9 protein-coding genes are annotated in these 15420 nt (G+C 63.9%); all 9 read left to right on the forward strand.

Annotation, left to right across the window (positions count from 1 at the left end; translation table 11 throughout):
• Nucleotides 1-8: 8 nt before the first annotated feature.
• The 9 genes from QSV46_RS29395 (at nucleotide 9) to mdoH (ending at nucleotide 15392) form a co-directional block, all read left to right on the forward strand.
• Entirely contained in the window at nucleotides 9-1142 is a 1134-nt protein-coding gene (locus QSV46_RS29395; RefSeq protein ID WP_314959885.1) for a methionine ABC transporter ATP-binding protein, read from the forward strand.
• Complete coding sequence (locus tag QSV46_RS29400) at nucleotides 1132-1797, forward strand: methionine ABC transporter permease (protein ID WP_314959887.1); 666 nt, start codon at nucleotides 1132-1134, stop codon at nucleotides 1795-1797. Before QSV46_RS29395 ends, QSV46_RS29400 begins: the two co-directional genes overlap by 11 nt.
• Before the next feature lie 516 nt (nucleotides 1798-2313).
• The gene (locus QSV46_RS29405) at nucleotides 2314-4302 is read left to right on the forward strand and encodes a TonB-dependent siderophore receptor (RefSeq protein WP_314959961.1); all 1989 of its coding nucleotides are present in this window, start codon (nucleotides 2314-2316) and stop codon (nucleotides 4300-4302) included.
• A gap of 177 nt (nucleotides 4303-4479) precedes the next feature.
• A complete protein-coding gene (gene fsrB / locus QSV46_RS29410; protein ID WP_314959888.1) occupies nucleotides 4480-5772 on the forward strand; it encodes a siderophore utilization protein FsrB in 1293 nt (430 codons plus the stop codon).
• Nucleotides 5773-5859: 87 nt separating this feature from the next.
• Nucleotides 5860-6675 carry a hypothetical protein gene (locus QSV46_RS29415; RefSeq protein ID WP_314959890.1) on the forward strand — a complete coding sequence of 272 codons (816 nt, stop codon included), beginning with the start codon at nucleotides 5860-5862 and terminating at the stop codon, nucleotides 6673-6675.
• A 357-nt stretch (nucleotides 6676-7032) separates the two neighbouring features.
• Entirely contained in the window at nucleotides 7033-10224 is a 3192-nt protein-coding gene (locus QSV46_RS29420; RefSeq protein WP_314959892.1) for an efflux RND transporter permease subunit, read from the forward strand.
• 29 nt (nucleotides 10225-10253) lie between these two features.
• Complete coding sequence (locus QSV46_RS29425) at nucleotides 10254-11480, forward strand: efflux RND transporter periplasmic adaptor subunit (RefSeq protein ID WP_314959894.1); 1227 nt, start codon at nucleotides 10254-10256, stop codon at nucleotides 11478-11480.
• A 271-nt stretch (nucleotides 11481-11751) separates the two neighbouring features.
• Nucleotides 11752-13260 (forward strand): glucan biosynthesis protein G, encoded by a 1509-nt coding sequence (locus tag QSV46_RS29430; protein WP_314959963.1) that lies wholly within the window; start codon nucleotides 11752-11754, stop codon nucleotides 13258-13260.
• Nucleotides 13248-15392, forward strand: a complete 2145-nt coding sequence (mdoH, locus tag QSV46_RS29435) for a glucans biosynthesis glucosyltransferase MdoH (protein WP_314959896.1) — start codon at nucleotides 13248-13250, stop codon at nucleotides 15390-15392. Before QSV46_RS29430 ends, mdoH begins: the two co-directional genes overlap by 13 nt.
• Nucleotides 15393-15420: the final 28 nt, after the last annotated feature.

Here is a 15420-nt window from a genome sequence, read left to right on the forward strand (position 1 = left end):
TATTGTGCATGAAGGCCGCCGCCATGAACGTCCACCCGTCGCTCGCGACCGGACAGCCGATCGAAACGCTTGACGCGGTGTCGGATACGATGGTCCGTTTCGAGGCCATTTCGAAGACCTATCCGGCCTATCGCGGCAAGCCCGGCGTCAACGCGCTGCAGAACATCGAATTCACGATACCGCGCGGTTCCATCACGGGCGTGATCGGCCGCTCCGGCGCCGGTAAGTCGAGCCTGGTCCGGCTCATCAACGGGTTGGAGAAGCCGACCACGGGCCGCGTCATCGTCGACGGGCGCGACATCTCCGCGCTGGCCGGCCGCGAGCTGCGGCTGGCGCAGCGATCGATCGGCATGATCTTCCAGCACTTCAACCTGCTGTCCTCGCGCACGGCGGCCGACAACATCGCGCTGCCGCTCGAGATCGCCGGCTGGGCCAAGGCCGATATCAAGGCTCGCGTGGCCGAGCTGCTGGCGCTGGTCGGGATCGCCGACAAGCACGACCGCTATCCCTCCGAACTCTCCGGCGGCCAGAAGCAGCGCGTCGGTATCGCACGGGCGCTGGCGACGCGGCCGAGCGTGCTGCTGTCGGACGAGGCGACCTCGGCGCTGGATCCGCAGACCACGCGTGCCATTCTCGACCTGCTCGCCAACATCAACCGCGAGCTTGGCGTGACCATCGTGCTGATCACCCATGAAATGTCCGTGGTGCGCCAGCTTGCCAGGGACGTCGTGGTGCTCGATGCCGGCCATGTCGTCGAGAGCGGCCATGTCGCCGACATCTTCACCCATCCCAGGCAACCGATCACGCAGTCCTTCCTCGCCGAGGTGATCGGCGACAGCCTGCCGGTCTCGCTGGCGAGCCGGATCATGGCGGAGCCGTCTGCCGGCGGGCAGGCGGTGATCCGCGTCCAGGCGCGCGGGGCAGGGGCCGGCGACACGCTGGTGGCGCGGCTTGCGCGCGCGCTCGGCCTCGATGTGTCGCTGCTGGCAGCCCGCATCGACGAGATCGGCGGCCAGCAAGTGGGCTCGCTGACCCTCGGTATTCCCCTCGGCATTCCCGGCGGCGATGACGCGGTGACGCGGACGCTCGCTTGGCTCTCTCACCATCAACTCCCGGCGGAGCGTCTCGGCTATGTCGCCTGAACTCATCAATCTGATCATCCAGGCCACCGGCGAGAGCCTTTACATGGTTGGCATCGCGGCGCTGCTCGGCACCGGTTTCGGCCTGCCGCTCGGCGTCTTCCTCGCGACCAGCCGGAAGGGGGAGCTGTTCGCGGCGCCCATCGTCAACCGCGTGCTCGGTGCCGTCGTCAATGCGACGCGCTCGACGCCCTTCATCATCCTGGTCGTCGCCATCATCCCGTTCACCCGGCTCGTCGCCGGCACCTCGATCGGCTCGACGGCGGCGATCGTGCCGCTGACCATCGCGTCGGCTCCGTTCATCGCGCGCCTCGTGGAAGCCGCGATCCGCGAGGTCGATGGCGGCCTGATCGAGACCGCGTCCTCGTTCGGCGCCTCGCCGCTCCAGATCGTTTTCAAAGTGCTGATCCCCGAGGCGCTGCCGGGCCTTCTGCTGGCGCTGACGCTCGCGGTGGTCAGCCTGCTCGGCTACTCCGCCATGGTCGGCGCCGTCGGCGGCGGCGGCCTGGGTGATCTCGGCATCCGCTACGGCTATCAGCGCTTCATGCCGGAGATGATGCTGGCCGTCGTCGTCGTGCTGATCGCGCTGGTGCAGCTGGTCCAGAGCGCGGGCGATTATCTCGCGCGTCGGGTCAACCGCCGGCTGCGGCACCGCTGAGGCCGTTTCCAAACGTTGGGGACAAGACGATTCTTGTCCGTCTGTAAACATTCCAAGATTCGAAACGCGACTGAGCGCATTCGCCGCACGTGCTGCGCACAGCTCTGGAGAGATTCTAACGCGGTTCCTCTCGCGCTTCGAAATCGCCTGCGTTAGGGCGAGGCATCAAGAACGATACCGGCAAAGCCGGCAGTGCGTGGGGCCTCGACAGACGTGACCGACTTCCGACTTCCTTCGCGTTCGAATACGCGTCGCCGACAGTTTCAAGTGCTTTTCCTTGGGGCGGTCAGCACATTCTCTCTCGTCATTCCCTTCAATTCCGTGGCCGCGCAGACGCAGATTCCCGCGATTACCGTGGAAGCGCCGACTCAGCGCGCCCGACCCGCAGCGGCTTCGTCGCGAAGGTCGGCGGCGACGCGCGTCTCTCGCGCCAATCGTCGCACTCCGGCACAACAAGCCGCCCCAACTCAGTCGGCATCCTCGAACGGCGCCACGGGCGAACGCGCCAACGGTCCGGTGCGCGGCTTCGTCGCGACGCGCAGCGGCACGGCGACCAAGACCGATACGCCGCTGATCGAGACGCCGCAGTCCGTCTCCGTCGTCACCACCGACCAGGTCAGGAACCAGGGTGCGGTCTCGATCGGCGAGGCCTTGCGCTATACGGCCGGCGTCAGCGGCGACGTCAATGGCGGCTCGGACACCCGCTTCGGCGCCCTTCAGATCCGGGGCTTCGACACCACCATGACGGGCCTCTACATCGACGGCTTGCGGATTCCCTCCAGCAACTACGTGCATTTCAACGGCATCGATCCTTACGGCGCCGAGCGCATCGAGGTGCTCAAGGGACCATCGTCGGCGATGTATGGCGGCAGTGGCACCGGCGGGATCCTCAACTACGTCACCAAGCTGCCGACCGCGCAGCAGTTCGGCGAGGTCTCGGTCTCCGGGGGCAGCTTCAACCGCTATCAGGGCCAGTTCGACATGGGCGGCCCCGCCAACAAGGAAGGCACCGTGCTGTGGCGCCTGACCGGCGTCGTTCGCGACGGCGAGACCCAGGTCGACTTCACCAAGGACAACCGCGTCTTCATCGCGCCCGCCGTCACCTTCAAGCCGAACGAGGACACCACCATCACGATCCTCGCCAACTACCAGCGGGATCGGGCAGGGTGGGGCCTCCAGTTCCTGCCGGCCTCGGGCACGGTGTGGCCGAACAACGGCCGCACCATTCCGGTCTCGTTCTTCGCGGGCGTGCCAAGCTTCAACGCGTTCAATACCGAGATCGCGACCGCCGGCTACCAGCTCTCGCACAACTTCACCGACAACATCACGTTCCGGCAGAACCTGCGCTACGCTTATCAGCACAACGAGGAGAAGGTATTTTACGGCGGGGGCTATACCGACGAGGCGGCGGGGCAACTCGCGCGCTACGGCAGCTACAGCAACTCGTACATCAACTCCTTCGCGGTGGACAATCAGCTCCAGGGCAAGTTCACCACGGGCTTCCTCAGCCACACCACGCTGGTCGGGATCGACTATCGCAACACCACGTTCCGCGACACCGCCTTTGGCGTCGCGACGTCGGCGCCCGAAATCAACGTCTTCAATCCGGTCTACAGCTACGACTGGAGCCTCGGCGCCATGAGCGACAACACCGGCGTCAAGCAGTCGCAGCTCGGCCTCTATGCCCAGGACCAGATCAAGCTCGGCCGGCTGTCGTTCCAGCTCGGCGGCCGCCAGGATTTCGTGACGACGCAGGTCGACAGCGGTATCGCCAACACGTCCGTCTCGAAGGATGCGTCGGCCTTCACCGGCCGCGCTGCGGTGATGTACAATTTCGACAACGGCATCGCCCCTTATTTCAGCTACTCGGAATCCTTCCTGCCGGTGCTCGCGACAGGACCGAGCGGCCAGATGCTCAATCCCGAGACCGGCGTCCAGTACGAGGTCGGCGTCAAGTACCAGCCGCTCGGATGGAACGCGCTGTTCACCTTCGCCGCCTTCGACCTGACGCGCGACAACGTCGTCACCTACGCGCCGCCGAGCTATCTCGCCGAGGAGACCGGTCAGGTGAAATCGCGCGGCCTCGAGCTCGAAGGCACCATGTCGCTCGCCGATGGCTGGAACCTGCGCGCGGCCTACGCCTATGTCGATGCCATGGTCACGCAGGATCCGGTCAATGTCGGCAAGGCGCCGGTCACCGTGCCGCTCAACCGCGCCTCGCTGTGGAGCGACTACACGCTCCAGAACGGGCCGCTGGCAGGCCTGCAGTTCGGCGGCGGCGTCCGTTATGTCGGCGCAACCTGGGGCGATGATGCCAACACGTTCAAGGTTGGGTCGTCGACCATCCTGGATGCGCTGCTCGCCTATACCCGCGACAATTGGCGGCTGTCGCTGAACGTGACGAACCTTGCCGACACGCGCTATGTCGCGGCCTGCTACAGCCTGTCCGGCTGCTTCTACGCGGAGGGGCGCAAGGCGATCGGCAAGTTGACGTATCGGTGGTGAGCAGGTTGTGAGGACGATGAGGGTCCACGAAACGTCGTCATGGCCGGGCTTGTCCCGGCCATCCACGTCTTGCCCCGCAGGACGAAGAACGTGGATGCCCGGGACAAGCCCGGGCATGACGTTGTGGAAGCTTCGGCACTCACGCACTTTGGTCACGTACTTGGCGAGATCTAAACGATGAGAGCGGTATTCGGCAGGCTGCATCGCTGGGCGGGACTGCTCACGGCCGGATTCCTGTTCTTCTCCGGCATCACCGGCGCGATCATCTCGTGGGATCATGAGATCGACGACGTCCTGAACAGCCATCTGTTCGACGTCTCGACCAAGGGCCCGGCGATTCCCTCGATCGAGCTCGCCAAGATGATCGAGCAGCGCGATCCACGGGCGCGCGTGGTCTACCTCTTCATGACGCCGGAGCAGGGCCATTCGCTGTGGTTCTTCGTCATGCCGCGGATCGATCCTGCGACCGGCAAGCGTTACGCGCTCGACTACAATCAGATCTTCCTCGATCCCAACACCGGCGCGGAGCTCGGCCGGCGCTATTGGGGCGCAGTATGGCCGGTGACGCGGGAGAACTTCGTCTCGTTCCTCTACAAGCTGCATTATACGATGCACATCCCAGAGTTCTGGGGCAGCGATCGCTGGGGCATGCGCGTGCTCGGCATCATCGCCATCATCTGGACCATCGATTGCTTCGTCGGCTTCTACCTCACGCTGCCCTCACGGCGACGCGCCAAGGCCGCGCGGGCGCCGCAGGTGACGCGCCAGCTCGAGCGCGGCTTCTGGGCGCGCTGGGCGCCGGCCTGGACCATCAAGACGTCAGGCAGCGCCTACCGGATCAATTTCGACATCCACCGCGCCTTCAGCCTGTGGACCTGGGGCGTGCTGTTCATCATCGCCTTCACGGCATTCTCGCTGAACCTCTATTTCGAGGTGTTCTCGCCGCTGATGAAGATGGTGTCGAACTACACCCCGACGCCCTATGAGCAGCGGCCCTATCGCGATCTCGACGATCCCATCGAGCCAAAGGTGACATTCGCCGACATCGCCGCGCGGGCAGTCGCGGACGGCAAGGCGCGCGGGTGGACCGTCCCGGTCGGCTCGATCAATTACGGCCCGGCCCACGGCGTCTACGCAGCGGCCTTCTTCCATCCCGGCGACGATCACGGCGCCGGCGGCGTCGGTCCCGCGCAGCTCTATTACGACAGTGAGGACGGCCGTCCCATCGGCGAGCGGCTGCCCTGGGTCGGTACCGCCGCCGATATCTTCGTGCAGGCGCAATTCCCGCTGCATTCGGGCCGCATCGTCGGGCTGTTCGGCCGCATCCTGATCTCGATCATGGGGCTCGTGGTCGCCGCGCTTTCGGTGACCGGCGTCGTGATCTGGTGGCGCAAGCGCCGTGCTCGTGTCCGGGTGCGCGAGACGGCGGCGATGCGCCTGGACCAGCGACAGCTCACGCCGGCGGAGTAGGGCTCTCGTCCATCCGGCCTGGATGAACCTTCCTACCCGGCACCGGCACAAAGACTGGAGATCGCTCCCAGTCTTCCGGATATTGCAATGAGATCGCTTGCCTTGCTCTGCCTGCTCGCCTTGGCCACGCCCGCGCATGCGGCAGGCCCCGAACAGCAATACCTCGACCTGCGCGATCGCGGCATCGCAAAGTTCTCGAAAGCCAAGGAGAGCGATGAGATCTATAAACAGCACGATGCGGCGCTGAAAGAGCTGACCGGCGTGCTGCGCGGCCTGTTGGGTCCTGTTGCGATCAAGGGGCTGCCGGCAGACGGCAAGTCGAATGTCGATACCCTGTTCAAGAACGACATCGGCTTCGGCCATCTCGACGGGCTCAGCTTCGCCTCGGAAGGTTACAAGACGCAAGCGGTGGTGACCACGACCACGCTGCTCAAGCACTGGCTGGGCGAGCATCGCGCCCACGGAATGCCACAGGAGATCGGCGCCGCGCTCAAATCGGACCGCTTCTACTATCACGCAATCCAGGACGCCGCCTTCGCCAAATATGCCGAGCTGCCGATCACCAAGCCCGCATCGGCGAGTGCCGCGGTGGCCGTACTCGGCGTACGCGGCAATGGCGGTCTGAAGGGAACGCCGGATGAAATCGACGTCGTCGCGATCCAGGGCGACAAGGTCCTCTTCATCGCCACGAGCGGCGCTGTGAAGACGGCAGAAATCCCCGCCTGCGAGAAAGTCTGGACCCAGATGATGGCCAGGAGGCTCCCGAGGGACGCCATGGCCCACGAAGACGCCGCGGTGGACGCCTACGCAAAATGTTTCGCCAAGGAAGCGCCGAGCCAGAACTGGTTTGCGGCGGCCGTCAAGCAAGCGCAGAGCCAGCTGGACTTGCTGCCACTGCGCTAATTTCGCAGATCTAGCCACGCTACCCGCCCTCGTTTCTGGCCGCGACGCTCGCATGCTCTTGAGCTTGCCTGCGAGGGCCATCACCGATTTGTGGTCGGATCGCGTGCCGCATTGCCGCGAATTAACACCGCGTGCCTTTCAATTCTGATTTCCTGTCTCCAGATTTGCTGTCGACCGCAATCCGGCCGCATGAAGCCGGGAGCGCAGTAAGGGTTTGCGAGCGCGTATTCGTCGATCCTCAAAGTCAGGAAGCGCAGAAGGCAGGCCGTGCGGCGATCGCCCGCGCGCAACGCTTGACTGCTGATCTTGATGCCGCGGAGGCCGCAAGCGGCCGCCGCCGGACGAGGAGTGCCCGCAATGGGTATCGTTCGTTTTGCTCTGCGATTTCCCCACACGTTCTACGTGGTCGCTGCGCTGATCATATTTCTCGGCGCCATCACGATTTTCGCGATGCCGACCGACATCTTTCCAGAGATCAACATCCCGGTCGTGACCGTGATCTGGAGCTACACCGGTCTCAGCACGCCCGAGATGGAGCAGCGCGTCACCACCTACAGCCAATATTCGATCAGCTCCAACGTCAACGGCATCAGGAACATCGAGGCCCAGACGATGGCCGGCTTGTCGGTGCAGAAGATCTACTTCCAACCCGACGTCAATCTCGATCTCGCCATCTCGCAGATCGTGTCCGCGACCAATGCTATCCGCGCGCTGATGCCGCCCGGCATCCAGGCGCCGGTCGTCGTGCAGTTCAACGCCTCGAGCGTGCCGGTGCTGCAGATCAGCCTAAGCTCCGACACCTTAAGCGAACAGCAGCTCTATGATTACGGCATCTACCGCATCCGCCAGCAATTGGCCCCGATCCCCGGCATCACACTGCCGACCCCATCGGGTGGAAAATACCGGCAGATCATGGTCGACATCGATCCCGCCAAGCTGGTCGCCAAGGGGCTGACGCCGCTCGATGTCGTGAACGCTGTCAACGCCCAGAACCTGACCCTGCCTGCCGGCACGGCTAAGATGGGCAACAAGCAATATGTCGTCCGCACCAATGCGACGCCGCCCTCGATCGACGACCTCAACAACATCCCCATCAAGGTGGTGAACGGGGCCACCGTCTTCGTCAGGGACGTCGGTCAGGTTCACGACGGCTGGTTGGTGCAGCAGAACGTGGTGCGCCAGAACGGGCGGCGTTCGGTGCTGCTGAGCATCATCAAGAACGGCAATGCCTCCACCGTCAGCGTGGTTAATGCGGTCCACAAGGCACTGCAAAGCGCGCGTGCGGCCGCGCCGCCGGACCTCCACATCAACGAATTGTTCGACCAGTCGGTGTTCGTCAAGCAATCGGTGGAGGGCGTGCTGCGCGAGGGCGCGATCGCCGCTGGCCTGACGGCAGTGATGATCCTCCTGTTCCTGGGATCATGGCGATCGACGGTCGTGGTCATGATCTCGATCCCGCTGTCGATCCTGACCTCGTTGATCGTGCTGCACTTCCTCGGCGAAACCCTGAACACGATGACGCTGGGAGGCCTCGCGCTGGCGGTGGGCATCCTCGTCGACGATTCCACCGTCACGATCGAGAACACCCATCGCTTGCTGACGGAGGAGGGGATGCCGCTGCCGCAGGCGACGCTGCACGGCGCGGCCGGCATCGCCGTGCCGACGCTGGTGTCCACGCTCGCGATCAGCTGCGTCTTCACCTCCGTCCTGTTCCTGGACGGACCGGCCAAATATCTGTTCACGCCGCTTGGCCTCGCCGTCGTATTCGCGATGCTGGCCTCCTACGGCCTGTCCCGAACGCTGACGCCGATCATCATCGGCTTGCTGCTCGGGGGCGAAGACCATGCTCCGGCCGGCGCCACGCCGCGCGGCCCGTTCGCGCGCTTCCATGCCGCCTTCGAGCGGAATTTCGAGGCGATGCGCCAGGCCTATTCGCGCTCGCTCGCAGGGCTGATCGATCATCGCTTCATCATTCCAGCGGGGATGGCCGCCATTCTGGTGCTTGGAATCGTGTTGTTTCCGCTGGTCGGCCGGGATTTCTTCCCCGTCATCGACGGCGGACAAATCCAGCTTCACGTCCGCGCGCCGGCCGGAACGCGCATCGAGAACACGGAGAAGATCTTCCAGCAGGTCGAGGACAAGATCCGGCAGATCATCCCGGACCAGGACCGTGCCCTGATCGTGGACAATATCGGCCTGCCTGCGCGTTCCTACAATCTGGCCTTCAGCGACGGTTCGACCATCGGCGTCAGCGACGGCGTGATCATGGTTTCGCTGAAGGAGGGGCACCGGCCGACGGCCGATTACGTGCGCAAGCTGCGCGAGGTGCTTCCGGCCGCCTTTCCGGAAGAGACCTTCTACTTCCAGGCGGCCGACATCGTCACCCAGATCCTCAATTTCGGGCTGCCGGCCCAGATCGACGTGCGCACCGTCGGCTACGACAAGACGAACAATCTGAAAGTCGCGAACGAGCTGCGCCAGCGCATCGCGGCGATCCCCGGCATTGTCGACGCCCATCTCCAGCAGGAGGTGGATGCGCCCGCGTTCTTCGCCGATATCGACCGCACCCGCGCGGCGCAGCTCGGGCTCAATGCCAACACCATCGCGACCAACCTGAATGTCAGCCTGAGCTCGTCGGAGCAGGTGACGCCGAACTTCTGGACCGATCCGTCCTCGGGCATTCCCTATTATCTTGCTGTGCAGACGCCGGAACGCCACATCGGCTCACTGAACGATCTCGCCAACACGCCGGTCTCGACCTCGCTGGCGTCGGCCCAATCCGACACGCCGATTCCGGGCCTGCTCGGCAACGTCACCACGTTCCGGCGCACCACTGTCCCAACCAACGCCAACCAGGCCAATGTCCAGCCGGTCTACGAGGTCTATGCCAGTGTCCAGGGCCGCGATCTCGGCAGCGTGGCGAGCCAGATCAGCAAGATCACGGCCGATCTCCAGACGCAGCTCAAGCCGGGCAACACTATTCAGATCATCGGGCAGATCCAGAGCATGAACAGCGCCTTCGTCAACCTCGGCATCGGCCTGCTGTTTGCGGCGGTCTTCGTCTACCTGCTGATGGTGGTGAACTACCAGATTTTCGGCGATCCCCTCGTCGTCATCCTGGCCTTGCCGGCGACGCTATGCGGCATCCTGGCCATGCTGTTCGTCACCGGCACCACACTCAACGTGCCGTCGCTGATGGGGGCGATCATGGCGGTCGGCGTCGCCTCCGCAAACTCGATCCTGCTCGTGACCTTTGCCAGGGAGCAGCAGCTTGCCGGCAAGACCGCATTCGAAGCTGCAATCGAAGCCGGACACACACGAATCCGGCCAGTGCTGATGACCGCAGCCGCCATGATCGTCGGCATGATCCCGATGGCGATCGGCGCAGCCGGCGAGGAGCAAAACGCGGCGCTCGCGCGCGCCGTCATCGGCGGGCTGCTGTTCGCGACGCCGACGACGTTGCTGGTCGTACCCTACCTGTTCGCCATGCTGCGCAGGGGCAACGACGGCAAGACACATCACGGGATCTTCGACGAGGTGCTGGAATGAATTTCAACGGACCAATCAACGCCGAGCGCGTGACCGAGACGGACCGGGGCACGGAGACGGTCGCGCCGCCGCGCAAGTCGCGTCGGGGAGGGCGCCTCGCCGGCTTCGGCCTGGTGCTCGTGGCCGGCATGGCGCTCGCGTTCGGGACATGGAGCCACTATTCGGAGCGCCGCCAGGTGCTCGCGACCGCGGCCGAGGGGCGCAACCTGGTGCCGCAGGTCCGTGTTGCCACGGTCACGCCCAGCGACTCGATCGAGATCGTGAAGCTGCCGGCGACGACGTCCGCCTTTGCCAGCGCCAACATCTTCGCGCGCGCGAGCGGTTATGTCGCCACGCGCGCCGTCGATATCGGCGACCACGTCAAGGCCGGACAATTGCTCGCGGAAATCGTCGCCCCCGAGCTCGATCACCAGATCGCCCAGGCCGAAGCCACGCTCGCACAGCTCAACTCGTCGCTCCTGCAGGCCCAGGCGAACCGGGAGCTCGCCAAGGTCACCTGGGATCGCGATCGGCCGCTGGTCGAGAAGGGCTGGCTCACGGCCCAGCAAGGCACGATCGACGAGCAGACGCTCAAGGCCCAGGAGGCGGCCGTGTCGGTGGCGCAAGCCAATATCAAGGCGGAGGAGGCGCAGTTGCAGGTGCTCCGCCAGCAGAAGCTGTATCAGCGCGTCGTGGCTCCGTTCGACGGCGTCATCACCCAGCGGAACATCGACGTCGGCAGCCTGGTGCAGGCCGATACGACTTCGGGCACGTTCATGTTCACCCTCCAGCAGGGTAATGTCATCCGCACCCAGGTGTTCGTTCCCCAGGACGCGGCCTTCGGCTTGAAGCCTGGCATAGCAGCGGTGGTCCGCGTGCCCGAGATCCCGGACCGGACCTTTCCTGGGACCGTGACGCGGATCGCCGACGCGCTACAGCCGGGCTCGCGAACGCTGCTGACCGAGGTCGACATCCAAAACCCCGACGCCGCGCTCACGTCCGGGATCTACTGCACCGTGGAACTACACATTCCACGCAAGACTCCGAGCTACCGGATCTCCGCCGACGCGGTCATCTTCAATGCCGGTGGCATGCAGGTCGCCGTGGTCGCAAACGGCGTGGCACATCTCAGGAAGATCGGCGTGCTGCGCGACCTCGGCTCCGAGCTGGAAGTCGACAGCGGCGTCCGGTCCGGCGACCAGCTCATCATCGATCCGTCCGTCGACCTGACCGAGGGCGCCAGGGTCGAGGCCAGACCACGGGCCGACGTGTCGTAGCGCTCGCGCTGGGAGAGCAGCAACTTTCGGCGCGACCATCCAGTTACTCTTCGCGCCCTACAGCTTTGCTGTGTTTGCCACGGCTCAAGAATGCGCAATCGGAAATTGCAGATCGTCCTGCAGGCGCAACCGAGGCCGGAGCAGCGTGATGTTGCCCCAAACCCACATCGACGAGGCCGTCGGCACACCGTGCCCAGATTCGGCGGCAGCCCGTGGAACTCGGTCGCGACGGGGGTGTTGCATTGCGGTTGGAACCGAACGGGTAGAACAGTTGAATCGCCGACAATTCCTGGAAGCCTCGGCATTGACGCCATTGGCGACATTACTACCTGGCGCAGTCCCTGCGGCATCGGCGGCGGAGTTGCCGTTTGGCCCATCCTATGTCCGCGACCTCGCGCGCAGTTTGGCGAGTAAGCCTTTTGCGCCACCAGAGGAAAAGGTCCCGGACGCGCTCAAGGATCTCACCTACGATCAATACCGATCAATTCGCTTTCTGCCGGAGCGCGCGTCCTGGCGCAACGAGAAGTTGCCCTTCGAGGTCCAGTTTTTCCACCGAGGCTTTTTCTATAAGAGCAAGGTGGACATTTACGAGGTCTCCGGCGGACGAGCAGTGCCGATCAGATACCGGCGCGACGATTTTGCATTCGGCGACAAGATCGGCCAGGTACCGGAGGTCGATCTCGGCTTTGCCGGCTTTCGCATTCACGCCCCGATCAATCGGGCCGACTATTACGACGAGGTTTGCGCGTTTCTCGGCGCCAGCTACTTCCGTGCCGTTGCCAAAGGCGAGACCTACGGCCTTTCCGCGCGCGGTCTGTCGATCGATACCGGCGAGAGCAAGGGAGAGGAATTTCCCGTCTTCAAGGCCTTCTGGCTGGAGAAGCCCGCACCGGTTGCCACGTCCGTCGTGGTCCATGCGCTGCTTGACAGCAAGAGCGCTACGGCAAGCTATCGCTTCACGATCAGGCCGGGCGCACCGACGGTCTTCGACGTCGAGATGTCGCTCTATCCCCGGATCGAGCTGCAACATGCCGGCCTCGCGCCCATGACAAGCATGTTCTTTTTTGGTCCGAACGACCGACACGATGTCGACGATTTCCGCCCTGCCGTGCACGACTCCGATGGGCTCGCCATGTTCAATGGAAAGAGCGAGCAACTCTGGCGTCCGCTCCACAATCCACGCGATCTGCAGGCCAGCACATTCAATGACCGCAATCCTCGCGGCTTCGGCCTGATGCAGCGGGAAAGAAATTTCTTTGCCTACGAGGACATCGAATCCCGCTTTGAGCGTCGCCCGAGCCTCTGGGTCGAACCGATCGGTGATTGGGGAGAGGGCAGCGTGGTCCTCTTCGAGATCCCAACCAAGGAGGAAGTTCACGACAACATCGCCGCCTTCTGGCGCCCGAAAGCGGCTCTCCAGGCCAAGAGTGAAAACAACTACACCTACCGTCTGCACTGGGGCCCGGACGCGCCGAAGCCAAATTCACTGGCCCGGTTCACCCGCACAGGCGTTGGCGCGCGGGGCGACGACAGCAAATTGTTCGTGCTCGAGCTCGTCGGCGACAGACTGAAGGAGGTCGATCCTGACAAGGTGAGGGGCGCCGTCAGCGCCGAGAAATCCGAGATCAAGAACGTCGTCACGCAGCCAAACCCGGAAACCGGCGGCTGGCGGCTGAGTTTTCAATGTGCCGTGAAGGACGCACCGATCGAGTTGAGGGCGGTCTTGATGCAGGGCGATCAACCCATCTCCGAAGTCTGGGTTTACCGATGGGCGCCCTGAAGCCGTCCCCTGCGCTTTCACCTGATCTTGGCAGTCGGTATCTTCCCGATGAAACACCTCTCCCGATGCAGCCCTGCCGATTGGATGCGACCAATCGTTCCGATCGGGCGCGACTGCGGGCCACCCCTGCCGTTGCAACGCGGCGCCTGTTCATTCTCGGCGGAACGGCCGCGATTACCGCTGCGGGCGCCTTCGAGATGTACGATGTTCTCAAGGTTGGTGGCGTTACGGTCCTCGAAGGCACGGTGTTAGGGCTGTTTCTCGTGCTGCTCGCCTGGATCGCGTTCTCGTTCGTGTCTTCATTAGCCGGCTTTTTCGTGCTCCTGCGGGGCCGACCGGATGTGCTGCCAATTGACAGCGACGGCCCGCTGCCCGCGATCACCGGCCGAACGGCCATGCTGTTGCCGACCTATAACGAGGATCAGCACCACCTCATGGCGCGACTCCGCGCCATGTACGAATCGGTCGGCGAAACCGGACAGGCCCCGTTGTTCGATTGGTTTCTGCTCAGTGACACGACAGATCCGGACATCTGGATTGCCGAGGAGCTTGCGTTTCTCGAACTGCAACGCAACTGCGGTTCGGGCCATCTCTATTATCGTCACCGATCCGACAACACCGCCCGAAAGTCAGGCAACATCGCCGAATGGGTGAGGCGGTTCGGGGGCGCCTACGACTACATGATCATTCTCGACGCGGACAGCCTGATGAGCGGAGAGACCATCGTTCGGCTGGTGGGCGCGATGGAAGCGAACCCGCAAGCCGCGCTGATTCAAACGCTTCCGATCGTCGTCAATGCGCGAACCCTGATTAGCCGGCTTCAGCAGTTCTCGGGTCGTTTGTACGGTCCGCTGATTGCGGCCGGGAACGCCTGGTGGCACGCCTCCGAGGGAAACTACTGGGGACATAATGCCATCATCCGGGTGAAGGCCTTTGCGCAAGAGGCGGGCTTGCCCGAATTGCGCGGGAGGAAGCCTTTCGGCGGCCACATCCTAAGCCACGATTTTGTCGAAGCCGCGCTGATGCGGCGGGCGGGGTGGGGGATCTTCATGGCCCCCGGTCTTGGTGGGAGTTTCGAGGAGGTGCCACCGTCGCTGCTCGATTTTGCGGCGCGAGACCGTCGCTGGTGTCAGGGTAACCTGCAGCATCTCGCCGTTCTGCCGGCCCGAGGCCTGCACTGGGTCTCCCGGCTTCACCTGTTGACCGGGATCGGCTCTTATCTCACCGCCCCCTTGTGGCTGCTGTTTCTGTTGCTCGGAATCCTGATCTCCTTGCAGGCCTATTTCGTCAAGCCGGAATACTTTCCCAAGGGCTTTTCGTTGTTTCCAACGTGGCCCGCACAGGATCCCGTGCTCGCCGCCTGGGTCTTTGCCGCGACGATGGGGCTGCTCATCGTGCCCAAATTGCTGGCCTACGTCGTTCTGCTCACCAGGCGTACGGAACGGCAGGCATTCGGCGGCGGATTTCGCGTGCTGCTGGCGGTGCTCGCCGAGAGCCTGCTTGCCGCCCTGATCGCCCCATCGATGATGATCTTTCAATCGACCGCGGTGGCGGAGATCCTGCTGGGGCGTGACGCGGGTTGGCAAGTGCAACGACGAAGCGACGGCAGGATCACGCGCGATGAAGTCTATCGCAAATTCACGGTGCCGACCCTATGCGGTCTGGCAATGGCAGCAAGCGCCTATGCCGTGTCGCTTCCGCTGCTGCTCTGGATGTCGCCGGTGATCATCGGCCTGGTTTGTGCCATTCCGATCGGTCTCGTCACGTCGACGGCGCCGCGAATGGCGCACCTGTTTGCGACCCCGGAGGACAATCGCGCGCCGGCACTGCTGCAGAGGGCGAGAGAGCTTGCCAGCCTGGCTCGGATCGAGACACGCGGAGCGCTGCTCGAACTTAAACAGAACCCTGCGTTGCTGGGACCGCACATGCAGTCCCTAGAAACCCCGCCTCGCAAATCGAGCCAGGTCGACATAGATCTCGCGATCGCCCGTGCCAAGATTGAGCAGAGCGACGATTTCGAGGAAGTCGTCAGCAGCCTCAGCGCACGCGAGACCCTTGCCGTGCTGAAGCACCGACACGCCCTTGAGCAAGTCATGCGAATGCCGCGAGCTACCGCTTCCGCGGAAGTGTAGGTCATGGCGTAGTAGGTCAGGCCGTTGA

This window comes from Bradyrhizobium cosmicum (assembly GCF_032290525.1).
GTDB classification, from domain to species: domain Bacteria; phylum Pseudomonadota; class Alphaproteobacteria; order Rhizobiales; family Xanthobacteraceae; genus Bradyrhizobium; species Bradyrhizobium cosmicum_A.